Raw genomic sequence first — 26,581 nt, 5'->3', positions numbered from 1 at the left:
TCATGCTGCACAGCAACGATCGCGGGCGCAGCAGGCCGTATCGGCACTTTCAACGATCCGGGGTGCATCATCCGTTTCCGGTCCGCCACAGCAGCTTGCTCTAGATGGTCCATCGGCGACAGGCGGTCCGTCGGCAATCTGCGTGGTGCAGACGCCGGTCTCCGGAAGCACGAGACGGACGTCGTCCGCCGCCGCAAGGTCGCCGGACAGCGCCGCTGCCACCGAGCGGGCCTGTTCGTATCCCGTCAGCAGCAGGAAGGTCGGCGCCCGCCCGTAGCTCTTGACCCCGACCGTGTAGAAGCCCTTTTCCGGATGCGACAGCTCCCGGTGGCCGTGAGGCGGCACTGAGCCGCAGGAATGCAGATTCGGATCGATGGCAGGGCCGAGCCTTCTCGCGCACTCCAGCCCCGGATCAAGTTCGAGGCGCAATTCGCGGGTGATGGCCAGGTCCGGGCGCTGGCCGGTGCAGACGACGATGCGATCGACCGGGGGAAGTGCCTGCGGCCCGTCGGCCGTCTCCCCCTCGACGAGCAGGCGTCCGGCCTCCTCGCGCACGTGCCGGATCGCGAAACCGGCAACGAGCCGGATGCGGCCGTGCTCGATCAGCCGGCGTGTACGGGTACCGAGATCCGCGCGCGAGGGGAGTTCATCGGCCGCGCCGCCGCCGAACACGCGCGCGAGATTCGCGCCCCGCGTCGCCCAGACGATCGCCGTTTCCGGTGCCTCCCTCGACAGGCGGTCGAGATCGAGCAGGACATTGGCGGCGGAATGCCCGGCGCCGACGACCAGCGTCGTCCGGCCGGCATAAAGCGGCCGGTCGCGCCCGAGCACATCCGGAATGCCGTAAGCGATCCGTTCCGCGAACGCGGCTTCGCCTGTCGCCGCGATGCCGTCGGCGCCGAGGGGATTGGGCGAGGCCCAGGTGCCGGAAGCGTCGATGACCGCCCGCGCCAGATCGCGGCGCTCGCCCTCGGGTGTCTCGACAACGAGAACGAAGGGCCGCCCGTCGCGGCCGCGGCTGACGACCTTGTCGATGCCATGGCGGGCGATCGCGGTGACGCGGGTGCGTGTCTCGATGATAGCCGACAGCGCCGGCGTGGCCGCCAGCGGTTCGAGATAGCGGGAGACGAGTTCATGACCCGTCGGCACCATTTCCCCATCCGGCATCTGCCAGCCGTGCCGCGCGAGGAGCCGCACCGCCTCCGCATCGACGCAATATCGCCACGGCGTGAACAGGCGGACATGCCCCCAGTCGCGGATATTCTCGCCGACGATTGAACCGGCCTCGTAGACCTTCACCGGCATTCCCCGGCCGACGAGATGAGCGGCCGCCGCAAGCCCGATGGGACCGGCGCCGACAACCGCGATCGGCAATGCAGAAGGAAAAGGCGCAGACATATTTTATCCTTCCGGGATTATGGAAATAGTTGGCGAAGAAAAAACGCCTCAGGCGAGCGCGGCGGCCTTTTCTCGTGGAGCGCAGCGGGCGTCGATGCAGCATTCGTCGACCAGAAAGCCGACGAGGCCGTGCATGGCCGGATAGTTCGCGCGGCAGATCAGCGTCGTTGCCTGCCTTTCCTGGGTGACGAGCCCCGTCGAGATCAGGCGGTGCAGGTGGTGGGACAATGTCGACGCGGCAATCCCGATCCGCTCCTGCAGGCTGCCGACGGGAAGACCGTCGTCGCCCGCGCGCACCAGCGTCCGGTAGACGCGCAGGCGCGTGACGTTCCCGAGGGCCTCAAGCTGTTTTGCCGCTGTTTCGATGCTCATGGAAATAGCGGTAACCTCCGCTCGTTCATCGAGTCAAGTCATATTTCGAGCTTCTTCGAAATATGGGCCCGAACGGCGCGATCGGGGGCGTTCTTCGGCCCCGCTGTCCGGTCCGGATGTCAGTGCTGCGTTTCCGGTCGCGCACACGACGACGCTGGATCGAGCATGGCTGCCACTTCGCCACAAAGACCGGGCTGTCCCTTGCAGCAATCCTGCACGAGATAGAGGACCAGCGCCTTCATGGCATCGAGCCGGGCGCTGTAGACGATCGAGCGGCCGGAGCGCTGCGATGCGATCAGTCCCGCGCGCTCGAGGATGGCGAGGTGCGTCGACATGGTGTTGGACGGAACGCCGACAATCCGCGCGACGTCGCCAGCCGGTAAACCATCCGGTCCTTCGGCGACCAGCAGCCGGAACGCCTCGAGCCGGGTTTCCTGGGCGAGCGCCGCCAGCATGGCAAGTGACTGGTCCGTCGTGATTTCGGTCATCGTGCAATCCGTTCGGTGGGCATCGAGCAAATATCTATCTATCGCGAATAACGGAAGTTGATGAACGGCGCAAGAAAAATATCGATATTTCTCGAAATATCGTTGCATGTGACATTTCGATGGTTGTAGAAATGAGGGCAACGAACAACAGGAGGAGCCACTTCCATGCCGTCCCAGCCGTTCCGCACCCTCTTCCTCTGCCGAGAGAACGCCTGCCGTTCCATTATGGCCGAAGCGATCCTCCGCGACATGGACGATCGGTTCGAGGTATTCTCCGCCGGTAGCCATCCTGCGGCCGCAATCGATCCGGACACACGCTTGCTCCTCGGTTCGCTTGGACACGACACGACGCCGCTTCGGACAAAGAGTTGGGCAAGTTTTGCAACGTCCACCGCACCTGCACTCGATTTCGTTTTCACGGTTTGCGATCGTACAATGGGCGAGATTTGTCCGAGTTGGCCCGGAGATCCCATCACCACCCATTGGAGTATCCCTGACCCGACGCTCGCTCAAGGCAACACCGCCGAGCGGGCGTTGGCGCGGTGTGAAGTCTATCAGATGCTTGCCCAGCGCATTTCTATTTTCACGAGCTTTCCGCTTGAGACTCTGGATCGTCTTGCGCTGACAAACAGGATCGCCGCGCTTGGTCGACTTCGCTCCATCTCCCATGAAAGTGCGGGACGTCAAGACTATAGTCCAGTTTATAACTCCCAAGCGACCATATCAGACCGCCATAATGGATGAAATTCTTCTATATATCCAAGTAAAACGATATTTATATTATTATAATATTATGTATTGTGTATATAATAAATATTTATTATTAGAATGCGTCAGTTCGTGTTCTGCAACAGAGCAAGAGGTTATCATGATCAGCGGAAATAAACTTTTCCATCTCGTTCAAACAAGGCGCACGCCTGTCACCGTTGCCCGATCCTGCTTTGGAGAATGGTTCATGGAGAGCTTTAGCCCGAAGAACGCGCTTTATGCGGCAACGCTTGCAGCGGCCTTCTGTCTTGCCGGACAGGCGAGAGCCGTTGAACTCAATGGAGCCGGATCATCATTCCATTCCAATCTCTACAAAGAGTGGATGGCCGAGTTCAACCGGGCCAACCCGGACATCACCGTCACCTACAAGAGCGTTGGCAGTGGTGAGGGCATTCGGCGCTTCACGCAGGGGAGCGTTGCTTTCGGCTCGACCGAGCGCCCGATGACCGATGCAGAAATCGCGAACGTGCCGGAGAACGTGTTGCATGTGCCGACCACCGCGGGGATGGTCGTTCTGGCCTATAACATCCCGGGCTTCTCGGGGGATCTGCGGCTAAGCCGCCAAGCCCTCGTCGGCATCATGAGCGGCAGGATCAAGACGTGGGACGATCCGCTGATTCGTGCCGCCAATCCGGGCGTCGACATTCCGAAGCGCAATATCGCTGTCGTTGCCCGGCGAGACGCGAGCGGCACGACCTTCTCTTTCACCACCCATCTCGCTGCGGTGAGCGACGCCTGGAAGGAGGTCGGCACCACCGTCGCCTGGCCGAACAACGCGATGATCGTTTCAGGCAATGAAGGTGTCGCAGGCCGGATCGCGATCGCGGAATACTCCATCGGATATGTCGAGTATTCCTTCGCCGCACAGTTGAACCTGCGGTCTGCGCTGATCGAGAACAGGGCCGGGCAGTACGTTCGTGCGGACGGCGCTTCAGGCTCGGCAGCGCTTGCCTCTGCGCTTGATGGCATGCCGGAGGATGGACGTCAGATCATACCCGACCCCGTGGGCGATACGGTCTATCCCATCGTTTCCTATAGCTGGACCTTGTTGCGCAAGGCCAACAAGGATCCGCAGGTCGCCGATGGACTGAAGCGGTTCGTCGGCTGGGGACTGGTAGAGGGCCAGACTTTCGCCGAAGGACTCGGCTACATCCCGTTGCCCGCGCCCGTCGTGAACCGTGCGCAGGCGATCCTTGCGGGGTTGCACTGACGGAGGGCGATTGCAGAGGGGCGATCGCGGGTTTCCCGCGATCGGGAAAGTGGCTGCGCCATCCGACGAAACGTCATCGGATGGCGCTCGGGGGCGCGATCGAAAACGCAACGCCTCACCAAACCAGCCCTGTCGGATGCGGGTAATAAAAATGTAACTGCCAGATTATATGTGTATTTCACATAGAGAATTGCCATTCAATATATATCAATACATCCAGATACTATGATATTACTTATTTGACACACAATTGTCATCTGTGATTACTATGTGAAGCATAGGCGCTGTCGGTGCCGCCCCTTCCCATGCTCATAAGAGAGTCGCCATGACCAGCAGAACCCACCCCATCGCTCCCGCGTCGAAGTCGCTCATCAAGGCGGCAACGGCCGCGTTCATGCTTGGCTGCCTGCTTACGCCTTCCTTCGCCCAGCAGGCGCCGACCGTCCTGATCGATGGATCGAGCACGGTTTTCCCGATCTCCGAAGCCATGGCGGAGGAGTTTCAGAACAAGCAGTCAGGCAAGATCCTAGCTACCGTCGGCTCGTCCGGCACAGGCGGCGGGTTCAAGAAATTCTGTCGCGGCGAAACCGACATCACCGGCGCATCGCGTCCGATCCGCTCCGAGGAAATCGCGCTTTGCAAGGAAAGCGGCATCGAATTTATCGAGCTGCCGGTGGCCGTCGATGCTCTGGCAACCATCATTAATCCGGGCAACGATTGGGCTACCTGCCTTTCCGTTGCCGAGTTGAAGAAAATCTGGGAACCGGAGGCACAGGGCAAGGTCCAGAACTGGAATCTGGTCCGCGAAGGCTTCCCGAGCGGTCGTCTGGCCCTGTTCGGCGCCGGCACTGATTCCGGCACATACGACTATTACACGCTGGCTATCAACGGTAAGGAACACTCCAGCCGCGGCGACTACACGGCGACGGAAGACGACAACATCACCATCCAGGGGGTGATCGGCGACAAGAATGCCCTCGGCTTCCTCGGTCTGGCATACCTCACCGAGAACGCCGGCAAGGTGAAGGCCGTCGCGATCAGGCAGGCGGACGGCTCCTGCGTGGAACCCTCGATCGCGACAGCCACCGACGGCACCTATCAGCCGCTGACCCGCCCGCTCTTCTATTACGTGTCCAAGCAGGCGGCGGACGCGAAGGAACATGTTCGTGAGTTCGTGGCGTTCCTGTTCGATGCCGATAATCAGAAGGAACTCGTCAGCGAGGTTGGCTACGTGGCGCTGCCCGCCGAGGCTGCGACCCTCGCTCTCATGAAGTTCGAGAGCCGCAAGACAGGCTCCCATTTCGAGGGCGGCTCCAAGATCGGCGTGACTGTGACCGATCTGGTTCAGGACGCAGCCAACTGACGCGATGACCAGCCCCGATGGCTGAGGTCAAGCGCCTCGGCCATCATCACTACCGGAGATGCGCCAATGAGTTCGTCGGCTGACGCCTTCCGGCCTTCCGAGGCCTTCCTTCGCCGACGCCGGTTGATCGATCTCGGCATGCGCGCCGTGCTCTTTCTGTCGGCGGCGCTTTCCGTGTTCGTGACTGCCGCGATCGTTTATGTCCTCGTCAGCGAGTCGTGGGGCTTTTTTACCGAAGTATCGCTATGGACATTCCTCACTGATACTCAGTGGACCCCCGTTTTCGCGCAACCCCGCTATGGCATCCTGCCGCTGCTGACCGCGACGCTTTGGGCTGCGGGTATAGCGATCGCCATCGCGATCCCGTTCGGAACCGTTCTCGCTGTCTATCTCAGCGAATATGCTCCGGCCGCCGTGCGCGAAACCGTTAAGCCGATGCTCGAACTGTTCGGCGCCATACCGACGGTCGTCTATGGATATTTCGCCCTGCTGTTCCTGACGCCGCTGTTTCAGACCTTCATTCCGGGCTTGACCGGGTTCAACCTGCTGGTTCCGGGGATCGTGCTCGGCATCATGATCCTGCCCTACATCGTCTCGATCAGCGAGGATGCAATGCGTGCCGTTCCCGCGTCGCTGCGCGAGGGCGCATTCGCGCTCGGCATGACGCGCCTTCAGACCACCTTCAAGGTGATCATCCCGGGCGCGTTCTCCGGCATCACCGCGGCATATCTGCTCGGCATGTCCCGCGCGGTAGGGGAGACCATGGTGCTTGCCATTGCGGCCGGGCAGAACCCGAACCTGACTGCTGATCCACGTGAGGGGGCGGCGACCATCACATCCTACATCGTGCAGATGAGCCTCGGCGATCTGCCGCACGGTTCACTGGCGTACCAGACCATCTTTGCCGCCGGCCTTGCGTTGTTCCTGCTGACGCTCTTCTTCAATATCGTCGGTTTCTTCCTGCGCCGACGCTTCCGGGAAGCGTACTGATGACCTCCGAAATTCTCACACGGGCCACCACGGCCTCATCCGAGCAGGACGAAATCGTTCTGGTAGGCAGGGCACGCCGAAGGGATGCCATCTTCGCCGGCCTCGGTCTTTTCATTCTCTTCGTGGCCATGGCGTTCCTGCTGGCGTTGATCGCCGATCTATTCGTGGATGGCTTTTCCAGAATAGACATGGCTTTCCTGACCGATTTTCCTTCCCGGCGCCCCGAACGATCCGGCATCCTTTCCGCATGGGTCGGCACATGCCTCGTCATGTTCGTCACTGCCATGCTCGCCATCCCGCTCGGTATCGCCGCCGGTCTCTACCTCGAGGAATATGCGCCGAAAAACTGGTTGACCGACATCATCGAGATCAACGTCACCAACCTCGCCGGCGTTCCTTCGATCATTTACGGTCTGCTGGCGCTCGGCTTCTTCGTCTACCTGGCCGGGCTTGGCCGGTCGGTCATGGTTGCCGGCATGGTGCTTGCCCTTCTCATCCTGCCGATCGTCATCGTCGCAACGCGCGAAGCCGTCCGCAGCATTCCGCAAATGATTCGGGAAGGGGCTTACGGGATCGGGGCGGACAAGTGGCAGACCATGTGGCACTACATCCTGCCGGCAGCCCGGCCCGGTATCCTGACCGGAGCGATAGTCGGCCTGTCGCGTGCGATCGGCGAAACGGCGCCGATCATCACCATCGGCGCGCTGACCTTCATTGCCTTTCTGCCGCCGGCGCCGGTTCAGCCAGATTTTCCCTTCGTCAACTTTGACTGGTTGCACGCGCCCTTCACCGTGATGCCGATCCAGATGTTCAACTGGATCTCGCGCCCGCAGGCTGCCTTCCACGTCAACGCCGCCGCCACGGGTGTCGTACTCCTCATCATGACTCTTGGCATGAATGCCATTGCGATCTGGATCCGCTTCAGGCTGCGTCGCCGGATTGGCCTCTGAACCAAGGACAGGACTTGAACATATGGTCGAAACGCCCGCTCCCACCTTTCAGAAGCCGATTGCCGGGGAGACCGAATCTGGCGGCATCGGCGGTATCCTAGTCCGCCCGGAAAAACTCCGGGCCGAAGTTCGCAACTTGTCCTTCTGGTATGGCGACTTCCTCGCTCTGAAATCGGTCAACCTGCCGATCGCCGACCGGGAGGTTACAGCGCTCATCGGTCCTTCCGGATGCGGCAAGAGCACCTTGCTGCGCTCGTTCAATCGCATGCACGATCTGTATCCGGGAAACCGCTATGATGGCGAGATTACGCTCTTGCCGGAGGGAAGGAACGTGGTCGGGCCGCAAACCGACGCGATACTGATCCGGCTTCGCATCGGCATGGTATTCCAAAAACCCAATCCCTTTCCGAAATCGATCTACGAAAACGTGGCGGCGGGGCTTCGGGTTAGAGGCATCAATCGCAAATCCGTGCTTGACGAGCGGGTGGAAGAGGCACTCAGGGGCGCGGCGCTCTGGAACGAGGTCAAGGACCGTCTGCACGATTCCGCCTACGGCCTTTCGGGTGGGCAGCAGCAGCGCCTTTGCATCGCCCGGACGCTCGCGCCCAATCCGGAAATCATTCTTTTCGATGAGCCCACGTCCGCGCTCGACCCTATCGCGACCGCGCGTATAGAGGAACTGATCGACGAGCTCCAGCAGCACTACACGATCGTCATCGTCACCCACAACATGCAGCAGGCTGCACGCATATCGAGCTACACGGCCTACATGCACCTGGGCGAAATGACCGAGTTCAACGCGACCAAGGAATTTTTCACCAATCCGCGCCACGAGCGGACCCAGCAGTATATCACCGGGCGGTTCGGTTGAGGCGACGGGAGGGAGCGGTGAATCTCGCGGCATGATTCGCTACGACGCGCGAGGCGCGAGCCTGCATCGTCACGCAAGACAAGAAGCCGCGGTGCCTTACAAACTGCCGATCGTCCGGAGCTTGTCGCGAAGGGACATCCGGTCGAGCGAATCCAGCGGGAGGCTGATGAACGCGGCGACACGATTTCGGATGTAACCTGCCGCCTGGCGGAATGCGGCGGCTTGCCGAAAATCAGCCTCTCCGACGATGGAGGGGTCTTCGATGCCCCAGTGGGCCGTCAGCGGGCGCCCTGGCCAGACCGGGCATTCCTCACCCGCCGCGCTGTCGCAGAGCGTGAATACGAAATCCATGATGGGAGCTTCGGGGCTCGCGAATTCGTCCCAGCTCTTCGAACGCAATCCCTCAGTCGGATAATCGAGTTCTGCCAAAGTTGCGATGGTGGTCGGGTGAATCTCGCCTCGTGGCTTGTTACCGGCAGAGAAAGCACGGAATCGCCCCCCGCCATCGCGGTTCAAAACGCTCTCCGCGAGGATCGACCGCACGGAGTTGCCCGTACAGAGAAACAAGACGTTGTATACGGGGTCGGGTGCAGCGCCAGCCCGCGGAATGACGGCTGTTGAAATGGACCTGTCCGTGGTCGCCGCGAGAGCCGCAAAGTCTGTGACCAGAAAATCGACGAGTTGCCAGACCCGCTCGGTGTCCGGCCGGTAGATGATCGTCGTTCCGTGCCGTTCGGTACGAACGAGGCCGGCCCGCTTCAGCACCGCAAGATGGGCCGACATGGTATTCTGCGGCACGTCGAGCAGCTTCGCGACGTCGCCCGCCGGCACTCCCGTCTCCCGGCGATCCAGGAGCAGGCGCAACGCATCCAGTCGTGTAGCTTGCGCGATGGCTGCAAAAGCCTCGACGATTATGTGTTTTTCCATGCGTCGAGATTTATCGAAATAATATGCCGAACGCAAGTACCTCCACAAATGAGCGCGATCAGAATATCTCGCCGGCGCGTGCAGCAACACCCTCAAGAAAACGGACGATACGCAATCGGCTCAGGTTGTAGAACCAGCATGTTCAATGAGATGCACCGCTACAAGCTATTTTAGCTGAACACCGTGCTGGAGCAACGCGAGAACGAGATTTCCACGAAGAAAGTGCGATCGGCGATCGATGCACTCAGGGCTTTGGCCTCGCGCCCGACCGGGGTAGTCGCTCTGCATCGCATCAGAGTGTGGCGATAACCTTCTCGTCGATAGCGAAGCCGAGCCGCTGTTGTCCGTGAATTAGGAAAAATTTCTCCGATACCAACAGATGCTGGGTGGCGACATGGGCGTCCCTGAGTCGCTTCTGGAGCGGATTCGCTAAGAATGTCGAGGTGGCGCCGCCTAGCGTATACAAGGCGTCAACCACCTTCGAGGCTTCCTGAGCAGCGTGGCTGATGGCGAGGCGGGCGGTCGTCCTCTGGTCTACTGTCGCTGGATCGCCAGCCTGAATGGTTTCCCATATGCTGGCCAAAGATTCGCGTACGAATGCGGAGGCTGCAAGAAGCCTAGCTTCGGATTGAGCAACCGTCAGTTGCGTCAACGGAGTTTCAGCAAGTGTCGCCTCGCTACCAGTCGGAACCTTGTGCCTAGCCAGATCAACGAGTTCATGGATGGCCCCCCGCGCGTTCCCTAGCAGTACTGCAGCATAGGCAGCGGCGATGTAGACGAAGCCCGGAAAACGGGCAAGGGCGCTATCGACGGCAGGAACGAAGCCCTTGCCGAACTCAAGGATACGGTGCCCGGGAACGATGGCTCCCTTGCGAACCGAAAAATCATTTGAAGCCGTCGCCTTTAGACCGAACGCATGCCATGTATCATGCGGCTCAAAATCGCCGCGGGGGAGGAAGATGATGAAGAGACGGTCGCCGTCGAGAACCCCACCAGTCATCCAGTCTGCTTGAAGGCCACAAGATCCCCACGGCCACCGCCCCTCATCGACCCGCAGCCTTCCGTCAACCCATGAGCCGCGCCCCGTCGGGGCGAACGAGCCCCCTGTGAGAGACGCCGGATTGGCAACGTAGATTTCTCGGACCGCCTCGGGCTGCAGATACCATGCGAGCACGGATGTCGTAGATGAAACAGCAGCGTACCATCCGGCAGCCGCGTCCCCCTCCGACAGAGCTGCTATCGCGTCGACATAGGTCACGGGATCTGCCTCGGGTCCGCCATACACGGCAGGCACTGCTAGCCTGAACAGGTCGGCAGCCCCGATTGCGTCTACCACCTCTCGCGCCAGGACCCGAGCATTCTCCGCGGCGACGGCGTGCTCACGGGCAAGACTGGCAATCTCCCGCGCTCGCGAGACGAGGTGGCTGCCAGAGGCATTTAGCGGATGATTCACCGGGCTGTTCATGGAGAGGTACCTCATAAAGAGCAGTCGCGACTTGTTTGACGATGAATCGCAATGAATGGAATGCGGAGCAGTTCCGGTCTCCTTTCCAAGCATTTCGACGTTTGTACGATTCTCATAAATTACATATAGTTTATAAAAAATCTAGAATTCTATGGAAATAGCTATGCGATTCTCCGGAGAGGCTCGTGGGACGCCCCTGAAAGGGAGCATGCCCAACGTCTATAGATTGGTCTCGCCATATAAGAGGCAGAGGAAGGCATCATTACCTTTGCCGCGCCGCGTGTACCGACGCACGTTTGCGTCACTCGATAGCAGCCTCCTGCTAGTCTATGAGCCTTGCTTCTGCGCCGAGACCTGGACCGCTCATGGATAGGATTGTCCGATTAAGTGCTTTCACGCACGCCAAATTTTCGACACCTGTAGTGCGCCATCTGCAGTATAGAATTGGCGATAAATCGTGCATGGACTGGGTATGAAAAACACCCTGGTCTCTGCGCGATTTCTTGTTGCCGGTTGTCAATTGCCGGTCCGGTAGAATCGTAGCAATTGTGCGTTGATTGCGACGATGATCGTGCTCGCGGACATGAAGATCGCGCCAACGGCTGGCGTCATGAGAAAGCCGGTGCCGAAAGTAATGCCCGCCGCCATTGGAATGGCAATGACGTTATAGGCGGTTGCCCAAATCAGGTTCTGCACCATTTTTCTGTAAGTAGCGCGCGACAGACCCAAGATCGCTGCAACATCGCGCGGATCGCTCCGAACCAAAACGATATCCGCTGATTCCACGGCCACGTCGGTCCCGGCGCCGATGGCGACACCGAGATCAGCCTGCACCAGCGCCGGCGCGTCGTTGACACCGTCGCCCACCATGGCGACCTTGAGCCCGCGGGCCTGAAGCTCCTTGATCTTGGCCGATTTCTGATCAGGCAGAACCTCGGCGAAATACTTGGCGATGCCGAGATCTTCCGACACGGCCTTGGCCACGCCCGCGGCGTCGCCGGTCAGCATCACCGAATTGACGCCCAGCCGCTTCAGTTCCGCGATGGCTTCCCGGGATTCGGGGCGCACGATGTCGGCCAGCGCGAGCAGCGCCTGCGGGACACCGCCTCGGACCAGCACGACAACGGTCTTGCCCTGCGCCTCAAGCTGCTTGAGACGTTCCCCGCCCACAGGATTGCCCTGCCGCGCCAGATGGCCGGGGCTGACGATGCGCACGTCCTCGCCGCCCACCGTCGCCGCGATCCCTTCACCGGTGATGTTGCGCACGTCGCCGGCTGGCGGCGGTACAAGACCCCTTCTCTTAGCCTCGGCCAGGATGCCATGGGCGATCGGATGCTCGGACCGGCTCTCGGCGGCGGCGGCGTAGCGCAGCGCCTCAGCCTCATCCCCCGCCAGGAGCACGACGTCGCTGACCCCGAACCGGCCTTCGGTGAGGGTGCCGGTCTTGTCGAAGACCACCGCATTCAGGTTGCGTGCCCTCTCGAAGGCGGCCCGGTCGCGGATCAGGAGCCCGTTGCCGGCGCTGAGCGAGGTGCTGACCGCTACGACCAGCGGCACGGCGAGGCCGAGCGCATGCGGGCAGGCGATCACCATCACCGTCACCATACGCTCGATGGCGAACTGGAAGGGGGCGCCGAGGGCGAGCCAGACGACCAGCGTGCCGATGCCCACCGTCAACGCGATATAGGTCAACCAGGCCGCGGCGCGGTTGGCGATATCCTGCGTGCGCGAGCGGCTGGCCTGCGCCTCTTTCACGAGCGTGATGACCTGCGCGAGATAGGTCTTGTCGCCGGTGGCTGTGACCTCGATCGTCACCGAGCCTTCGCCGTTGATCGCCCCGCCGATGGCGCTTGCCCCTACCGCCTTGGAGACCGGCCGCGATTCGCCGGTCAGCATCGCCTCGTTGAACGAACTCACGCCCTCGATGATCTTTCCGTCCACCGGCACCTTGGCGCCGGGGCGGATGAGCACGCGGTCGCCGGGCTGGAGAGCGGAAATCGGCACATCCTGCGTTGCACCATCCGCGCCGATCTTCGTGGCGGTGTCCGGCAGCAGCCTGACCAGCTCCTCCAGGGCGCGCGAGGCCCCCATCACCGAGCGCATCTCCAGCCAGTGGCCGAGCAGCATGATGGTGATCAGCGTCGCGAGCTCCCAATAGAAGGACTCGCCGGGAAGGCCGAAGGTGACGGCGACGGAGTAAAAATAGGCGGCCGAGATCGCCAGCGCGATCAGGGTCATCATGCCCGGCTGCCGGTCGCGCAGTTCCGAGGTGAACCCGGTCAGGAAGGGCCAGCCGCCATAGACATAGACGATGGTGGAGAGCGCGAAGAGCACGAGCCCGCTGCCCGGGAAGGCCAGCGCATCGCCAAGCCCCAGCCAGTGCTGGATCATCGGCGACAGCAGCAGGACCGGCGGCGTCAGCACCAGCGAGATCCAGAACCGGCGCCGGAAGTCGGCGATCATGGCAGCGTGGTCATGGCCGCCGTGCGCGGAATGGGTGGAGCCGGCTGCCGCGACGACGGAGTTGCCGTCAGGATGGTGATGCGCATGGCCGCCGTGATGGTCATGATGGCTGGCGTGGGACTTGTGATCGGTCATCGTCTGAAATCTCCGGGATAGGTGTTGTTTGCTCCGGAACGAGCGATCCGGGGAATGAAGGCGGGCACGCTGCGGGCGTAGCTTTCCCAAGCGGCGGCGAACTCCGCCCGTGCCGCCGTTTTCACCAGCGATGGCGGTTTCAGGCGGCGTAGTCGACGAATGCCATCATTCCCGCGGCCATGTGATAGAGATGGTGGCAGTGGAGCGGCCAGCGGCCGGGGTTGTCGGCGTCGAAGACGACGGTCACACGGGCATGCGGTGGCGCCAGCACCGTGTCGCGCACCGCACCGCGGATGGCCCTGCCGTCGATGCCGGTCACCTGGAAATGGTGGCCGTGCAAGTGCATCGGGTGCGCCATCATCGATGTGTTGACAAGCGTCACCGCGATCCGCTCGCCGTGGGCGGCTGTGAGGGCGTCGCCGCTACCGAAACCCCAGACGTAACCCGCCATGTCACCAGTGAGGGCGAGGGTGTAACGGCGGTCCGGCGCGCGGTGCGCGAGCGGTGCTGTCGCCGACAACTGCCTTTCGAGATCGAGATCGAGAACCGGCCCGGCAACCGCGCCATGCACCGGGATCTTTCGGACCGGCGCGCCGGGCGTGGCGAGGATGATGCCGGCGCGCTCGACGGCGCCCTCGCGCAGGGCGAGGATCGGCCACGCGCCTCCGCCTTGCGGCAGTTGCAGCCGGATGTCGACGCGCTGGCCCATCGACAGCGGAAAGGCGTTGCCCACAATTGGCCGCACGTCCTGCCCGTCGACAGCGATCAGGGTCCCGCCGAGGCCGCCGGTGTCGATGGTGAAGGCGGTCGCCGTCGCGCCGTTGATGATGCGCAGCCGTATCCGGCCGCCCCTCTCCACGTGCACGACTTCCGGATCGTCGAGCGTGCGGTCGTTGGCGAGATAGGCGTCGTACTCGATGTCGTTGAGGTCCATCACCGGTATCGGCATTGTGCCGTGTCCTCCGGCGGCTCCGTGCGCTGCAGACCCGTGCATCGCGGATTGGCTCATGGCGGCGCCGTGCTGGCCGCGCCCGCTACCCGTGGCATTCTGCAGCCGATTGAGAAGTTCCTCCGCCGGTGTGAAAGAGAAGTCGTGCAGCAGGATCACGACTTCCTGCTCGTCCCGCGCGCGGTCGGCGGCGGTGCGTACGATCAGCGGGGCGGCCTGCTCCTGCAGCGTATGGGCATGCATCCAGTGGGTGCCGCCGGCGCCCGCCGGAAAGCTGTAACGGCGGGTTTCGGCCGGTTGCAGCAGGGCAGCCGGGTTGTCCGGCACGCCGTCCTGTTCCCACGGCGGCGTCAGACCGTGCCAGTGGATCAACGTCGGTGCATTGGCCCGGTTGGTGAGCGTCACGTCGAAGCTGCCGCCTGCGTCGAGAGTCAGCCCCTGCGTTCCGTCGGGCTGTGCGAGCCCGAAGACACGCGCGGCCCTGCCGTTGATGTCGAGCGTACGGGTGATGACGGCGAGCTGGCGCGTTTCGTCTTCAGCCGGAGAGGCCGGGCTGGCGGTTTGCGCCCGGGCAAGGCCGGGAAGGGACATGGCGGTCGGCGACGCGAGCGCTACCGCGCCGGCCGTCAGCCGCGTGAGGAAGTCACGACGATTCATGTTGGGAACCCGTTTCCATGCCGACACGGTGGTCGGCGAATTGATCTATGCGCGCCCTTGCGGCGCACAATCATCCACATGACGCCGGAGAGCGGCGTCCTGACGGCTTCAGACCATGGATCGGGGAGGAGTCAGCAAGGGCAAGACCGACAGGCCAAGGGAAATCTGGTCGGCCCATCCGTAATATTGCCTGACGGAAGCCGGAACGAAAGTGCTCGCATCCGCTGCACCGGCCACGACGGCGCACACGCCGCAGGCGAAGCTGCAGCATACCTTATAATCAGCCGCGTGTAACTGACCGTTTCCGGTATGGATCTTATGAACGGATACGGCGGCTTGATGTTGATTCCCAACGCCGTCTTGCGCCGGTACCTGAACGGTCTGGCTGTGGCACGGTACCGGCATGGCATGAGCCAACGGCGCAGCAAACAACGCGACAGCAACCAGCAGGGCTGGCAGCAAGCGCATCCGTGAAAGCGTGTACCAAACGGCCATCCGCCAGCTCACTTTCCGCCACATGGTTTGCCGCTTGTAGCAAACCATCCGGTTGCGCCTCAATAACCGGCGCGTCGGCTTCCTGTCAAGGAAAGCCGATATCAAGACAACACGATCCGCCCTCGGATAACAGCGCCTCGCCGGCAGGAAGCGATATGCGGTGGGCCTGCATGTCTGCAGGTATCGCGTATCCCCGCGCGGGCGAAAATCGTTCGGAGGCGCTTTCCTAGCCCTTGCGCAACCACCGGTCTGCGAGTAATTTCCGGTGCAAGGGGTTGATCGCGATTACCCCGTGAGGCGGCAGCCTAAACATCGCGTCCATGTTCCCTGAAAGAGGAATGGACGTTCATGCCGTCTCATACCGAAATCACCGTACCGCAGCTTTCCCGTCTTGCCGGCCTGCCGACCGCGCCGGTCATCGTCGATGTCCGCGTGCAGGCGGACGTCGATGCCGACCCGCGCTTCCTGCCTGCTGCCCTGAGCCGCGACGCTTCGCGTGTCGCGGCCTGGGCCTGCGAATTAGCCGGCCGCCACGTCGTCGTGGTCGACGGCAGGGGGCGGGATTTCGCCCAGGCCGTGACCGCCTGGCTGCTCCACGAAGGCGCCAGAGCGGAAACGCTCGAAGGCGGTTTCGACGCTTGGCGCGCCGCCGGTGGGCTCCTCGTCAGGCCCGACAGGCTGCCGCCGCGCGACGACGCCGGACGGACCGTGTGGGTCACGCGGGCGCGGCCCAAGGTCGACCGCGTCGCCTGCCCCTGGCTCATCCGCCGCTTCATCGATCCGAACGCCGTGTTCCTCTACGTCGGCGCGCCGGAGGTGACGGCGGTCGCCGAACGCTTCGGCGCAACACCCTTCGATATCGACGGGGTGTTCTGGAGTCACCGGGGCGAGCGCTGCACCTTCGACGTCATGCTGGAGGAATTCGGGCTCGTCTCCGAACCGCTCGGCCGTCTGGCGGCGATCGTGCGCGCGGCGGACACGGCGCGGCTCGATCTCGTGCCGGAGGCCGCCGGCCTTCTCGCCGCCTCGCTCGGCCTCTCCCGCATGTTCCGCGACGATCTCGAACAGCTCGAGGCGGGTCTGCTGCTCTACGACGCCCTCTATCGCTGGAGCCGGGATGCCACCGAGGAAACGCACAACTGGCCTTCCACCAAGAAGCCGGCATAACGGAGGTCGCTATGACAATCACTGTCACGACGGATGAAGCCGTCGCCGCGCCGGCCGTCCCGACCTTCGCCGAGGCGACGCGGGTGTGGGCTAAGATCGGCCTGCTCAGCTTCGGCGGGCCGGCCGGCCAGATCGCGCTGATGCACAAGGAACTGGTCGAGGACCGGCGATGGACCGGCGAGCAGCGTTTCCTGCACGCCCTCAACTACTGCATGCTGCTGCCAGGCCCCGAGGCACAGCAGCTCGCCATCTACATCGGCTGGCTGCTGCATCGCACCTGGGGCGGAGTGGTCGCCGGGGTGCTGTTCGTGCTTCCCGGCGCGCTGGTCATGCTGGGCCTCAGCCTGCTCTATGTCTTCTTCCGGGAACTGCCGTTCGTCGATGCCATGTTCCTCGGCGTAAAGGCGGCGGTGCTGGCCGTCGTCATCGACGCCGTGCTGCGGATCGGCCGGCGGGCGCTCGCCAGCCCCGCGCTGGTCGCGATCGCGGTCGCGGCCTTCATCGGCATCTACGCGTTTCGTATCCCGTTCCCGCTTCTCATTGCGATTGCCGCCCTCACGGGCTGGCTCGGCAGCCGCGCCATGCCGCAGCTCTTCGTTGCCAAGGGGCACGGCGCGAAGGGGAGTGCGGCGGACGACGCGGGCGTGGTCGACGGGATGTTTGCGCGCGGGGAACTCACCCACGCCGATCCGTCGTCGGCGGGCTTCCTCAAGGTGCTGGCGCTGTGGCTGCCGATCTGGCTCGGGCCGGTGCTGCTGCTGTGGCTGCTGACGGGCTCGTCCAGCGTCTGGACGCAGCTTGGCGCCTTCTTCAGCGCGATCGCGGTGGTCAGCTTCGGCGGCGCCTATGCGGTGCTCGCCTATGTCGCGCAGGCAGCGGTCGACGGCTACGGCTGGCTCTCCACCGGCGAGATGGTCGACGGGCTCGGCCTTGCCGAAACCACGCCGGGGCCGCTGATCCTGGTGCTGCAGTTCGTCGGCTTCCTCGCCGCCTGGCGCGCGCCGGGCGCCCTCGATCCGCTCCTCGCCGGGGCGCTGGGCGCGCTGCTGACCACCTGGGTGACGTTTGCGCCGTGCTTTTTGTGGATCTTTCTCGGCGCGCCCTATGTCGAGGCGCTGCGCGGCAACAGGGCGATCTCGGCGGCGCTGTCGGCGATCACCGCCGTCGTGGTCGGCGTGATCATGAACCTCGCGCTGTGGTTTGCGCTGCATGTCGTCTTCGACGCGGTGCAGAGGGTCGACGTCCTCGGCGCCAGCCCCTATGTGCCGGTCCTTTCCTCGGTCAACTGGCGCGCGGCCGTGCTCGCCGCCGCCGCGATGGTCGCCATGCTGTGGTTCAGGGTCGGCATGATCACGACGCTTGTCGCCAGCGCGGCGGCGGGATTGATCATCGGCTACTGGCTGGCGTGACGGCCAGCCGGCCGGAAACGCGCCTCGAAGCCGTCGCTTCTGCCGGGCGCTGGCGAAGTCAGGGTCAGCGTCGCGCCGGTTCCTCTAGTGATGGCGGCGGCGATGGCTAGGCCCAGCCCCGAGCCCCCGCTGATGCTTCCCGCCCGCTCGAACCGGGCAGTGAGGCGCGAGAGAACTTCCGGCGGGATGACGGGGCCTGCGTTGCTAACGGTCAGCCCGCCGTCGGGTGCGAGCGTCACCTCGACCGGCTTGGCGGAATCGCCGTGGATCAGCGCGTTCTCGATCAGGTTGCGGGCGAGGATGGCGAAGGCGTCGGGGTCGATCCGCGAGCTTGCGCCGTCCTCCGGCAGGCTGAGCCGCAGACGCTCGCCGTGCCCCGCGCGAACAAAGTCTTCCGCCACCATCGACAGGATCGGCGCCATGTCGCTTGCAATGTCGGCCAGCACGCCGCCGCCTTCCGCGCGCGACAGGTGAAGCAGCTTTTCCGCCAGGCGTGCGACACGCTTCAGCTCGGCCTCGATCCCCTGCGCACGCTGGCGCAGCGGTCCCTCCGGGGCCTCGGCGACGAGCCGCTGCGTCTGCGCAAGCACGGCAGCCACCGGCGTGCGCAGCTCGTGCGCGGCATTGGCGGTGAAGCTGCGTTCGGCGTCCAGCGTGCGGGAAAGCCGGGCCATCAGCCGGTCCACGGCGGTGCGGATCGGCACCAGTTCGAGCTGCAAGCCGGGCGTGGTCAATGGCGAAAGATCGGAGGCGTCGCGCCCCGCCACCTCGACGGAGAGCGCCGCTATGGGCGCCAGCCGCGCACGGGTGAAGAGGCCGATGCCGATAAAGCTTGCCGGCAGCAGCAGGATGAGCGGCAGGAACATCGAGCCTATGGTGTCAAGCCGCGCCTCGCGCCGATAGGAAAACGGTTCGGCCACCTCGATCCGGTAGGCGCCCGACACGGCCGAGCGCGCGTAGATGCGGTGGTCGTTCACGGTGTGGAAGCCTTCGGCCAACGGTTGCGCGAAGACTGCGAGATCGGCGTCGTCCGAGAACAGCGCGATCCTGCCGTCGCGCCCGCGCAGGACATAGGTGATCTGCCCCGTCATCGGCGGCCCGAGCGCCGAGATCTGCCGCGAGGTGGGCGCGTCTTCCGCGTTGATCTGCTCGATGACCGCGAGCGGCAGGATGCGCTCGGCCGTCTGGCGCAGGGCGGCATCGAAGATTTCCTCCAGCTCGTGGCGGACGACGAACCCCGCCGTGATCATCGCCAGCAGCCAGAACAACGACAGCCCGAGCGACAGCCCCACCGCCAGGTCGCGGCGCAGGCTGGGGGGGCGGCCGGCGGGACTGGCGATTTCGGGCGCACTCATCCGCGCCCCAGCCGATAGCCGAGGCCGCGCAGCGTCTCGATACTGGCCCGCCCGAGCTTGCGGCGCAGACGGCTGACGTAGACCTCGATCGTGTTGCTCTCCACTTCCGCGTCGAAGGAATAGAGCCGTTCCTCGAGCCGGGATTTTGGCACGACGATGCCGGGGCGCTGCAACAGGGTCTCGAAGATGGCCCATTCCCGTTGGCTCAGCCCGATCTCGCCGCGCGGACCAGTGACGCTGCGGGCGGCGAGGTCGATGGCGAGCGGGCCGAGCCGGATCAGCGGGTTGGGATTGCCCGCATAGCGGCGTGCTACCGCACCGACGCGGGCGGAAAGCTCGGCGAGGTCGAAGGGCTTGACCAGATAGTCGTCAGCTCCCGCGTTCAGCCCCTCGATGCGCTCGGTGATGCGGTCGCGCGCGGTCAGGATGATGACCGGCGTCACCGAGCCGCCCCGGCGCAGCGCCCGCAGGAAGTCGAGGCCGCCGCCGTCGGGCAGCATCAGGTCGAGCAGGATCAGGTCATAGGCCACGGTCTCGGCGCAGGCGCGCGCATTGGCGAGCGTCGACACCCAGTCGGGCGTGTGGCCCTCGGCGGCCATCTGGGCGCGCACGGCGTCTCCGATGCCACGGTCGTCCTCGACCAGAAGGATGCGCATGACCTGTCTTTCACCTGTCCCGGCGATGGTCGGCCCACAAGCTGACGCGGGGCTGAATGCCGCGGAGTGCGACGTTCAGCCCCGCGTCAGCAGAACCATATATCGTCGTAACATTGAATGATTATAAAGAGGAGTGGAGGGATGAAACGACATGTTCTGCTCGCGGCGCTGGCCTTCGTCGGCATCGGCGCCGGCGCAGCGCGGGCCGACGACGGTTGTCGCGTGCCGATGGCGCGCTGGCAGCCGCGCGAGTCGGCGGGCCAGGCGGCCGAGGCGCTGGGCTGGCAGGTGCGGCGGATCCGCACCGATGACGGCTGCTACAGGATCGACGCCGTCGATGCGCGCGGCAACCGCATCGAGGCGCAGCTTCAGCCGGACACGCTGACACTGCGCCGGATCGAGGTGGAATTCGCCCCCGGCGGCGGCCTTGCGGATCTTGACGCCGCGACCGTCTCCGGATCGCTCGCCGCGCCCCGCTAATCGACAGGGAAGCGATCCCCAAGGGGATCGTCCATCGACAACCCATTCAGGAGAACCCACGATGTCTGCTTCGAGACCCATCGACTATTCGTCTGCGCAGATCGCGCTCCACTGGCTCATCGCCGCACTGGTGCTCTTCCAGCTCATCTTCGGCGAAAGCATGAAGGAAGTGATTGATGCAGCCGAGGAGGGCAAGGCGATGTCCGCCACCGACGCGGCGTTGGGGAACGCCCATTACTGGGTCGGAATCGCGGTACTCGCCCTTGTGGCGCTGCGTCTTGCGCTGCGTATCGCTCGCGGCGCGCCGGCGCCGATCGGCGAGGGCATCCTGACCAGGGTTGCGGCGGGCACGCATCATCTCTTTTACGTGCTGCTCGTGCTCGCACCGGTCACCGGGCTGCTCGGCTTCTACGTCGGCGAACCGTGGGGAGACCTGCACGAAATCTTCAAGCCCATCTTCATCATCCTCATCGTCCTGCATGCAGCCGGCGCGCTCTTCCACGCCTTCTGGCTCCACGACGGGACATTGCGGCGGATGCTGGTTCCGCAAAGGAGCTGACATCGCTCGCGCGGCCGGGGCGAGGCGTTCAGCCCCGGTCGCTGCGGATCGGGTCGGCGAGGAGCCGCAGCCCGTTCAGCACCACCAGCACCGTGCCACCCTCGTGGCCGAGCACCGCGAGCGGCAGCGGCAGGTCGAGGAACAGGCTCGATGCCACCAGCACCGCCATCGCTCCCATGGCGAAGGCGAGGTTCTGCCGGATGATCCGCCGGGTTCGGCGAGCCAGCCTGCGGGCGGCGGCGAGCCGCTGCATGTCGTCCGACAGCAGCGCAATGTCGGCAGCCTGAAGTGCCACCTCGCTGCCGGCGGCCCCCATGGCGATGCCGACATCGGCCCGCGCCAGCGCGGCGGCGTCGTTCACGCCGTCGCCGACGAAGGCCACCCGGCCGCGGCCCGTCAGTTCGCCGACGAGCCGCACCTTATCCTGCGGCAGCAGATCGGCATGGATGTCGGCGGGTGCGAAGCCGAGTGCGGCGCCCATGCGCAGCCCGACCGCGCGGCGGTCGCCGGTCATCATGACGATGGTCGTGACGCCTTCGGCCTTGAGCGCGGCAAGCCCGGCGGCGGACGTCTCGCGCGGCCGGTCAGCGACGCTGACGGCGCCGAGCACCTGGCTGCCGCGCCCGAGATAGACGACCGTCTGGGCGCTCTCGGCGAAGCGTGAGAACTCAGGCGTGTCCGCCGGCGCGCCCATCCGTGCCGCCATGCGCAGGTTGCCGGCCCACAGCGTGCCCTCGGTGTCGGCCCCGACGATGCCCTCGCTCGGGATGGACTGCACGTCGCGCATGGTCGTCGGAACGACGCCGCGCGCCTGTGTATGGCGGCGGATCGCCTCGGCGACGGGGTGCTCCGACTGCGCCTCCAGCCCCGCCAGCAGCGCCAGGAACGCCGCATCGTCGTCGCGGGCAACGATCCTCGTCACCTCGGCCTTGCCGGTGGTGAGCGTGCCGGTCTTGTCGAAGGCGAAGGTGTCGACTTCGGCGAGCGTCTCCAGCGCCGCGCCGCCCTTGAACAGCACGCCGCCGCGCGCAGCGGACGCGAGCGCCGACAGGATCGCGGCGGGAACGGAGATCACGATGGCGCAGGGGCTTGCCGCCACCAGCAGCGTCGCGGCGCGGTAGAGCGCGTCCCGCATCGGCCAGCCGAGCCAGGCGAAGGCCGCGAAAGCGAGCGCCGAGCCAGCCAGCACCGCCACGGTGTAGCGTTGGCCGAACCACTCGCTGAACCGTTCCGACGGCGCGCGGGCGGCCTGCGCCTCCGTCACCAGAGCGATCATCCGCGCCACGGTGCTGTCGGCGATGGAGCGCGCCACCTCCACCGCCAGCACGCCGTTGAGGTTGACCGTGGCCTCGAACACCTTGGCGCCGGGGCGCTTGTGGACGGGCATCGATTCGCCGGTGATCGTGGCCTCGTCCAGCGATCCCTCGCCGTCGAGGATCACGCCGTCCACCGGCACGCGCGCGCCGGGCCGCAGCATCACGACATCGCCCGGGGCGAGCGCCGCCGCCGGCACCTCGGTCACCGTGCCGTCCGGTTCGCGCCGCAGGGCGGTATCGGGACGCAGCGCCATCAGCGCCTCGACGGCGCGCCGCGCCCGGCCCATGGCGCGGTGTTCGAGCGTGGTGGAGATGCTGAACAGCGTCAGCAGCACCGCGCCCTCCAGCGCCGCACCCACGGCGGCGGCGGCAAGCGCCGCGATCACCATCAGCAGGTCGATATCGAGGATCTTCTCGCGCCACAGCGCCGACAGCGCCCGCGCCCCGGCCGGCAGCCCGCCGGCGAGATAGACCAGGGCGACGCCCGCCGACCCCCAGACTCCCGGAATGCCGAAAGCGTTGAAGGCGGCAAGCGCCATCCCCGCCACGGTGGCGACGGTCAGCGCCGTCGTCAGACGGTCGGACGAAAGATCGACGTGCAATGCATCTCCCCCGCTCTGCGGCGCCGACAACGGCCCCGCGACGAGTGGGGGAGTTTCCTGACACCAGCCTGAACGCGGGCGCTTCCAGCCTGTCAGGCGGCGCGACGTGTATCGCCGGCTCGCTCGGCCTTTCCGGCGTCAGCTACGCCGGCTGACCGACACGGTGTCGTCCGGCTCGGCCGCGGTGCCCTGATTGGCGGCATAGACGAAACGGCCGTCCGGGGTGGCATGGACCTGGATAGGCTGGCGCCCGACATCGATGCGGGCAACGACCTACCGCTGCGTGGTATTGATGACGGTAACCCTGTTCTCGCCACGCAGCGAGACGTAGACGCGGCTGCCATCGGGCGTGAAACCGACCTGCACGGGAGCGGCGCTCGCCACGATCCCGTCGACCTCCGTCAGCGAACCCGTGTCGATGACCGATACCGTGCCGTCCCGGACATTGGCGACATAGGAGGGACTTCCCGTTCGGGCTCAGGCGCAACCCGTGCGGAGATTCGCCTGTTGCCGCGGCTGCAACCGCCTTGCGTGCCTGCAGATCGACGGTCGATACGGTGTCGTCGCCCGCATTCGTCACGTAGGCGCGCTGGCCCTCCGCGTCCGCCACGACATGGGCGGGATGGCTGCCGACAACGATCGAATCTCCCGGCCCGGAGGCGGAGCTGTCCGTGCGCAGCAGAACCGGCGCGCCCACCGCCCCGTCGTGCCCATGACCGCCGTCGCCGTCATGGCCGTCGTCCGCACACTTTCCACCGCCATGGCCGTGGGAGGTTTCGTTCTCCTCCCCCACAACCGTACCGGCGGCGAGCAGGAGATTTCCGGCCGGCACGAACTGGACATTATGCAGCTTGATGCCGATCGCGACGATGTCCACGGTTCCGTCGTACAGGTTGATGCGGCTGATCGTGTTTCCGTGCTCGTTGGCCGTGTGGACGAAGCCCGATGCAGCGGGCTCCGCATTCCCCGGGAGAAAGGAGGACGACAGCGCCAGTGCCGATGCAGCGGCAAGTACGAGAGTCGAATAGAACCATCCCCATAACGGCGATCTTGATTGTATTAACGGCGGAACATGGCGCACGTCCAAGCCGTGCAGGGGGCGGTAGAGTCGCACGGAGCCGCTTGACGACGCTGCAATCGCTTTCAGGAAACCAATGGATCGTACCTGCACACAAGGGGTTATCCGCGCAAAAAAACACGCCAGGACATCCCAAAACGCTCTCTCTCGTGCTGACAACCTGCTGACAAAGAGCCATCGCGCAAGCGCTGTAAGCAAAAACGGCCCCGAAGGACCGTCTTTATCGCTTTGATTTTCCTGAAGAAATTTGGAGCGGGCGAAGGGATTCGAACCCTCGACCCCAACCTTGGCAAGGTTGTGCTCTACCCCTGAGCTACACCCGCATCCACTGTCGCGGCGGTCATTGCCGCCGCCGATGGGTGGGTTATGTCTGGAATTTTCCCTGAGTGCAAGTCCCAATTTTCGGGCTGTGGAAAACTATGCCGGCCACATAATTTGCACAGCTGCCTTTCGTTGCTTTGCAAGGCTTTTGGGCCGGCTGTGCTATGTTGCGACGTTGGCGAGGCGGGCAGTGTCGCGGACCGGTTCTTGTCGGCTGACGGAATCGGCCGTGGAATCAGTAGCCTTCCTCGGTGTTGACGAGGCCTTCCGGCGTTTCGCCCGCCTGAACCGCGTTAATCTGGCTGGCGATGCGGCGGGTGATGGCGTCGAGGTCGCTTATCGCAGCACTGTGCGGGGTGACGACCACCGCAGGGTGGTCCCATAACGGCGAATCGGCCGGCAGCGGCTCCGTCTCGAAGACGTCGAGGGACGCGGCTCCCAAGGTGCCGTCACCCAGCGCCTCCAGGATGTCGGCTTCGTTCTGCAGGCCGCCGCGTCCGGCGTTGATCAGTACCGGGCGGCCCAAGCGGCCATTACGCGCGAGGCCCGCAAAAATGCTCTTGTCGAGCAGGCCGCGCGTTCCGTCGGTCAGCGGCAGCAGCGACACCAGAATATCCGTACGCGCCAGGAAGGCGGGCAACTGCCCGTCGCCCGCGAAGATTTCGATGCCGGGGATGTCCTTGGGCGTGCGGCTCCAGCCGGCGACCTCGAACCCGATGTTGACAAGCTTCTGCGCCGCATCCCGCCCCAGAACGCCGAGGCCCATGATGCCCACCCGCACGCTCTGCGCCGCCGGCTGGAGCAGGTCCGGCGCCCAGCGACGCTGACGCTGATTCTGCAGATCACGCAAAAGGCCCCGCTGGTGCAGCAGGCAATGCAGCACCACGTACTCGCTCATGCGGCCGGTGAGATCCGCATCGATGATGCGATAGACCGGCACCGGCGGCAAATCAGGGTCGCGCAGCAGATGGTCGACCCCGGCCCCGGTAGAAAAGATCGCCGCCAGATTCGGCAGCCCGTTGAGACTGCGCGGCGGATGCTGCCAGGCAACGACGTAATGGATTGCCCGCCGGTCGAAGGGCTCCCCCGGCACGAACACGCTCATGCCCGGCAGGAGTGCGCTCAGCCGCTCCTGCCAGACTTCCAACGGCATGCCGGAAATGGCAAGCAACACGCTCATGAGCTTCCCCCTGCAGGTTTTCCGCGCCCGGTGTTCGCGCGCCGGGCGCTCGCGTACGACATCCGTACGGCATCTGGCAAGGATGGCCTGCGAAGCGGCGGTGCGCAAGAGCCGCGCTGCCGTGCGCACCGCTCTGCGTCCCTGCGCCGCTGTTCAGGACGTCAGGGCGGGGACAGGCGGGGCCGGGGCTCGGCATCGAGAACGAGCTGCCATTGCGGGCCCCAGACACGGCGATGGATGCCCATCGCGGCGCTTGCGAAGGCCCGCCAGTCGTCCGTCGCCTCCTGCGCAAGGCTCATCGCTGTCGGGTTGAGATTGACGATGATGCCCGTGCGCTCGTCCGGCGCCAGCCTGATGCGCGCCTGGAAGTGCCGGGCGAGGTTCTGCATGGCGCGGTTTTCGGGCAGGCAGTGCATGACGAGCCTTGCCGTCTGGCGGTTGCGCGCGGTGATGATGAGCTTTTCGAACAGGGAACTGCCGATCCCCCTGCGCCGCCAGTCGTCCTCGACGCTGAACGCCACCTCGGCATGCTGCCCGTGCTCGCCGCGGTAGGGCCGGAACTCGGCCGCGCCACGCACCAGCCCATCCTCGACATAGCCGAAAACCAGTGCATCGTCCCGAAAGCTGCTTTCCACGTAGGACTCGATGAAGGCATCGCGCACGAAGCTCCCGAAACGGCTGTAGCGGGTGTGCGAATCGAGGCGCAGAAGATGCGCGCGGTATTCATGCAGATCCGTGGCGAATAGCTTGCGGACACGGAACGTCTGTATCAATCGGGATAATCTGAATTCATTCATCGACGGGCATCAAACTCCGGCTTAACCACCGGGCGCCTCATCCCTGAAAAGAACCGGCTTGCCTCGCCGTTATTAGTGAGCATCCGGGGGCAAAATGCGACCCGTTGCCAAAATGTAATCTTCTTATATCACACATGCTGCACTGCGATATGAAACGCAA

The 26,581-nt window shown here is 64.4% G+C and carries 24 protein-coding genes and 1 tRNA gene; 11 read left to right on the top strand and 14 right to left on the bottom strand.

Annotated features, from left to right (window positions below):
- The 3 genes from ACFFJ7_RS03895 to ACFFJ7_RS03885 form a co-directional block, all read right to left on the bottom strand.
- Positions 1–1,398 (bottom strand): NAD(P)-binding domain-containing protein, encoded by a 1,398-nt coding sequence (locus ACFFJ7_RS03895; RefSeq protein ID WP_183754325.1) that lies wholly within the window; start codon positions 1,396–1,398, stop codon positions 1–3.
- Positions 1,399–1,446: 48 nt separating this feature from the next.
- Complete coding sequence (locus ACFFJ7_RS03890) at positions 1,447–1,770, bottom strand: ArsR/SmtB family transcription factor (protein ID WP_183754327.1); 324 nt, start codon at positions 1,768–1,770, stop codon at positions 1,447–1,449.
- A 119-nt stretch (positions 1,771–1,889) separates the two neighbouring features.
- Entirely contained in the window at positions 1,890–2,258 is a 369-nt protein-coding gene (locus ACFFJ7_RS03885; RefSeq protein ID WP_210281741.1) for an ArsR/SmtB family transcription factor, read from the bottom strand.
- A gap of 165 nt (positions 2,259–2,423) precedes the next feature.
- On the opposite strand from ACFFJ7_RS03885, the gene ACFFJ7_RS03880 reads away from it, so the two are divergent.
- The 6 genes from ACFFJ7_RS03880 (at position 2,424) to pstB (ending at position 8,410) form a co-directional block, all read left to right on the top strand.
- Positions 2,424–3,002: an arsenate reductase ArsC gene (locus ACFFJ7_RS03880; RefSeq protein ID WP_183754329.1), complete on the top strand. Its 579-nt coding sequence runs from the start codon at positions 2,424–2,426 to the stop codon at positions 3,000–3,002.
- A gap of 124 nt (positions 3,003–3,126) precedes the next feature.
- A complete protein-coding gene (gene pstS, locus ACFFJ7_RS03875; RefSeq protein ID WP_377590811.1) occupies positions 3,127–4,236 on the top strand; it encodes a phosphate ABC transporter substrate-binding protein PstS in 1,110 nt (369 codons plus the stop codon).
- 325 nt (positions 4,237–4,561) lie between these two features.
- Positions 4,562–5,599, top strand: a complete 1,038-nt coding sequence (locus ACFFJ7_RS03870; RefSeq protein WP_183754333.1) for a PstS family phosphate ABC transporter substrate-binding protein — start codon at positions 4,562–4,564, stop codon at positions 5,597–5,599.
- 123 nt (positions 5,600–5,722) lie between these two features.
- Entirely contained in the window at positions 5,723–6,589 is an 867-nt protein-coding gene (gene pstC, locus ACFFJ7_RS03865; RefSeq protein WP_377590810.1) for a phosphate ABC transporter permease subunit PstC, read from the top strand.
- Complete coding sequence (pstA, locus tag ACFFJ7_RS03860; protein WP_183754337.1) at positions 6,589–7,539, top strand: phosphate ABC transporter permease PstA; 951 nt, start codon at positions 6,589–6,591, stop codon at positions 7,537–7,539. Before pstC ends, pstA begins: the two co-directional genes overlap by 1 nt.
- A gap of 22 nt (positions 7,540–7,561) precedes the next feature.
- Entirely contained in the window at positions 7,562–8,410 is an 849-nt protein-coding gene (gene pstB, locus ACFFJ7_RS03855; RefSeq protein WP_183754340.1) for a phosphate ABC transporter ATP-binding protein PstB, read from the top strand.
- A 96-nt stretch (positions 8,411–8,506) separates the two neighbouring features.
- Here pstB and ACFFJ7_RS03850 read toward each other — a convergent pair whose 3' ends face one another.
- The 5 genes from ACFFJ7_RS03850 to ACFFJ7_RS03830 all read right to left on the bottom strand — a co-directional run bounded on the left by ACFFJ7_RS03850 (position 8,507) and on the right by ACFFJ7_RS03830 (position 15,549).
- Positions 8,507–9,373 (bottom strand): metalloregulator ArsR/SmtB family transcription factor, encoded by an 867-nt coding sequence (locus ACFFJ7_RS03850; protein ID WP_377590809.1) that lies wholly within the window; start codon positions 9,371–9,373, stop codon positions 8,507–8,509.
- A gap of 256 nt (positions 9,374–9,629) precedes the next feature.
- Positions 9,630–10,817 (bottom strand): acyl-CoA dehydrogenase family protein, encoded by a 1,188-nt coding sequence (locus ACFFJ7_RS03845; protein WP_377590808.1) that lies wholly within the window; start codon positions 10,815–10,817, stop codon positions 9,630–9,632.
- 501 nt (positions 10,818–11,318) lie between these two features.
- Positions 11,319–13,400 (bottom strand): copper-translocating P-type ATPase, encoded by a 2,082-nt coding sequence (locus ACFFJ7_RS03840; protein WP_377590807.1) that lies wholly within the window; start codon positions 13,398–13,400, stop codon positions 11,319–11,321.
- A 139-nt stretch (positions 13,401–13,539) separates the two neighbouring features.
- Complete coding sequence (locus ACFFJ7_RS03835) at positions 13,540–15,006, bottom strand: multicopper oxidase family protein (protein WP_377590806.1); 1,467 nt, start codon at positions 15,004–15,006, stop codon at positions 13,540–13,542.
- A 108-nt stretch (positions 15,007–15,114) separates the two neighbouring features.
- Entirely contained in the window at positions 15,115–15,549 is a 435-nt protein-coding gene (locus tag ACFFJ7_RS03830; protein WP_377590805.1) for a hypothetical protein, read from the bottom strand.
- Between the two features lie 300 nt (positions 15,550–15,849).
- Here ACFFJ7_RS03830 and ACFFJ7_RS03825 point away from each other — a divergent pair, with 300 nt between their 5' ends.
- Both ACFFJ7_RS03825 and chrA read left to right on the top strand, forming a co-directional pair.
- Entirely contained in the window at positions 15,850–16,668 is an 819-nt protein-coding gene (locus ACFFJ7_RS03825) for a chromate resistance protein ChrB domain-containing protein (protein ID WP_183754352.1), read from the top strand.
- 11 nt (positions 16,669–16,679) lie between these two features.
- The gene (chrA, locus tag ACFFJ7_RS03820; protein WP_183754354.1) at positions 16,680–18,077 is read left to right on the top strand and encodes a chromate efflux transporter; all 1,398 of its coding nucleotides are present in this window, start codon (positions 16,680–16,682) and stop codon (positions 18,075–18,077) included.
- Here the strand turns inward: chrA and ACFFJ7_RS03815 are convergent.
- Positions 18,062–19,432 carry an ATP-binding protein gene (locus tag ACFFJ7_RS03815; RefSeq protein ID WP_183754356.1) on the bottom strand — a complete coding sequence of 457 codons (1,371 nt, stop codon included), beginning with the start codon at positions 19,430–19,432 and terminating at the stop codon, positions 18,062–18,064. The genes chrA and ACFFJ7_RS03815 overlap by 16 nt on opposite strands.
- Positions 19,429–20,088 (bottom strand): response regulator, encoded by a 660-nt coding sequence (locus tag ACFFJ7_RS03810; RefSeq protein WP_183754358.1) that lies wholly within the window; start codon positions 20,086–20,088, stop codon positions 19,429–19,431. The genes ACFFJ7_RS03815 and ACFFJ7_RS03810 overlap by 4 nt, the downstream gene beginning before the upstream one ends.
- Positions 20,089–20,229: 141 nt before the next feature.
- Between ACFFJ7_RS03810 and ACFFJ7_RS03805 the strand changes: the two genes are divergently transcribed.
- Positions 20,230–20,568, top strand: coding sequence for a PepSY domain-containing protein (locus ACFFJ7_RS03805; protein ID WP_183754359.1), 339 nt, complete (start codon positions 20,230–20,232; stop codon positions 20,566–20,568).
- 61 nt (positions 20,569–20,629) lie between these two features.
- Positions 20,630–21,127 carry a cytochrome b gene (locus tag ACFFJ7_RS03800; RefSeq protein ID WP_183754361.1) on the top strand — a complete coding sequence of 166 codons (498 nt, stop codon included), beginning with the start codon at positions 20,630–20,632 and terminating at the stop codon, positions 21,125–21,127.
- Between the two features lie 28 nt (positions 21,128–21,155).
- On the opposite strand, the gene ACFFJ7_RS03795 is transcribed toward ACFFJ7_RS03800, so the two are convergent.
- Positions 21,156–23,045: a heavy metal translocating P-type ATPase gene (locus ACFFJ7_RS03795; protein WP_246375050.1), complete on the bottom strand. Its 1,890-nt coding sequence runs from the start codon at positions 23,043–23,045 to the stop codon at positions 21,156–21,158.
- Positions 23,046–23,667: 622 nt separating this feature from the next.
- Here ACFFJ7_RS03795 and ACFFJ7_RS03790 point away from each other — a divergent pair.
- Positions 23,668–24,087 (top strand): hypothetical protein, encoded by a 420-nt coding sequence (locus ACFFJ7_RS03790; protein WP_377590804.1) that lies wholly within the window; start codon positions 23,668–23,670, stop codon positions 24,085–24,087.
- A gap of 284 nt (positions 24,088–24,371) precedes the next feature.
- Here ACFFJ7_RS03790 and ACFFJ7_RS03785 read toward each other — a convergent pair.
- The 3 genes from ACFFJ7_RS03785 to ACFFJ7_RS03775 form a co-directional block, all read right to left on the bottom strand.
- Positions 24,372–24,446 (bottom strand) — tRNA-Gly (locus ACFFJ7_RS03785).
- A 233-nt stretch (positions 24,447–24,679) separates the two neighbouring features.
- Positions 24,680–25,624 (bottom strand): 2-hydroxyacid dehydrogenase, encoded by a 945-nt coding sequence (locus tag ACFFJ7_RS03780; protein ID WP_377590803.1) that lies wholly within the window; start codon positions 25,622–25,624, stop codon positions 24,680–24,682.
- A gap of 161 nt (positions 25,625–25,785) precedes the next feature.
- The gene (locus ACFFJ7_RS03775; RefSeq protein WP_377590802.1) at positions 25,786–26,397 is read right to left on the bottom strand and encodes a GNAT family N-acetyltransferase; all 612 of its coding nucleotides are present in this window, start codon (positions 26,395–26,397) and stop codon (positions 25,786–25,788) included.
- Positions 26,398–26,581 lie beyond the last annotated feature (184 nt).

This window comes from Pseudochelatococcus lubricantis, from assembly GCF_042432495.1.
In the GTDB taxonomy this organism is placed as follows: domain Bacteria; phylum Pseudomonadota; class Alphaproteobacteria; order Rhizobiales; family Beijerinckiaceae; genus Pseudochelatococcus; species Pseudochelatococcus lubricantis.
This window is presented reverse-complemented; position numbering and strand designations above follow the sequence as displayed.

What these genes read in the sequence shown, in the direction of transcription:
- ACFFJ7_RS03825 (WP_183754352.1), top strand. Translation starts at nt 15,850, where the DNA reads ATGCCGTCTCATACCGAAATCACCGTACCGCAGCTTTCCCGTCTTGCC.
- ACFFJ7_RS03890 (WP_183754327.1), bottom strand. Translation starts at nt 1,770, where the DNA reads ATGAGCATCGAAACAGCGGCAAAACAGCTTGAGGCCCTCGGGAACGTC.
- ACFFJ7_RS03880 (WP_183754329.1), top strand. Translation starts at nt 2,424, where the DNA reads ATGCCGTCCCAGCCGTTCCGCACCCTCTTCCTCTGCCGAGAGAACGCC.
- pstS (WP_377590811.1), top strand. Translation starts at nt 3,127, where the DNA reads ATGATCAGCGGAAATAAACTTTTCCATCTCGTTCAAACAAGGCGCACG.
- ACFFJ7_RS03800 (WP_183754361.1), top strand. Translation starts at nt 20,630, where the DNA reads ATGTCTGCTTCGAGACCCATCGACTATTCGTCTGCGCAGATCGCGCTC.
- ACFFJ7_RS03840 (WP_377590807.1), bottom strand. Translation starts at nt 13,400, where the DNA reads ATGACCGATCACAAGTCCCACGCCAGCCATCATGACCATCACGGCGGC.
- pstA (WP_183754337.1), top strand. Translation starts at nt 6,589, where the DNA reads ATGACCTCCGAAATTCTCACACGGGCCACCACGGCCTCATCCGAGCAG.
- ACFFJ7_RS03885 (WP_210281741.1), bottom strand. Translation starts at nt 2,258, where the DNA reads ATGACCGAAATCACGACGGACCAGTCACTTGCCATGCTGGCGGCGCTC.
- ACFFJ7_RS03870 (WP_183754333.1), top strand. Translation starts at nt 4,562, where the DNA reads ATGACCAGCAGAACCCACCCCATCGCTCCCGCGTCGAAGTCGCTCATC.
- chrA (WP_183754354.1), top strand. Translation starts at nt 16,680, where the DNA reads ATGACAATCACTGTCACGACGGATGAAGCCGTCGCCGCGCCGGCCGTC.
- ACFFJ7_RS03815 (WP_183754356.1), bottom strand. Translation starts at nt 19,432, where the DNA reads ATGAGTGCGCCCGAAATCGCCAGTCCCGCCGGCCGCCCCCCCAGCCTG.
- ACFFJ7_RS03835 (WP_377590806.1), bottom strand. Translation starts at nt 15,006, where the DNA reads ATGAATCGTCGTGACTTCCTCACGCGGCTGACGGCCGGCGCGGTAGCG.
- ACFFJ7_RS03780 (WP_377590803.1), bottom strand. Translation starts at nt 25,624, where the DNA reads ATGAGCGTGTTGCTTGCCATTTCCGGCATGCCGTTGGAAGTCTGGCAG.
- ACFFJ7_RS03810 (WP_183754358.1), bottom strand. Translation starts at nt 20,088, where the DNA reads ATGCGCATCCTTCTGGTCGAGGACGACCGTGGCATCGGAGACGCCGTG.
- ACFFJ7_RS03830 (WP_377590805.1), bottom strand. Translation starts at nt 15,549, where the DNA reads ATGGTTTGCTACAAGCGGCAAACCATGTGGCGGAAAGTGAGCTGGCGG.
- ACFFJ7_RS03790 (WP_377590804.1), top strand. Translation starts at nt 23,668, where the DNA reads ATGGCTGCCGACAACGATCGAATCTCCCGGCCCGGAGGCGGAGCTGTC.
- ACFFJ7_RS03805 (WP_183754359.1), top strand. Translation starts at nt 20,230, where the DNA reads ATGAAACGACATGTTCTGCTCGCGGCGCTGGCCTTCGTCGGCATCGGC.
- pstB (WP_183754340.1), top strand. Translation starts at nt 7,562, where the DNA reads ATGGTCGAAACGCCCGCTCCCACCTTTCAGAAGCCGATTGCCGGGGAG.
- ACFFJ7_RS03845 (WP_377590808.1), bottom strand. Translation starts at nt 10,817, where the DNA reads ATGAGGTACCTCTCCATGAACAGCCCGGTGAATCATCCGCTAAATGCC.
- ACFFJ7_RS03895 (WP_183754325.1), bottom strand. Translation starts at nt 1,398, where the DNA reads ATGTCTGCGCCTTTTCCTTCTGCATTGCCGATCGCGGTTGTCGGCGCC.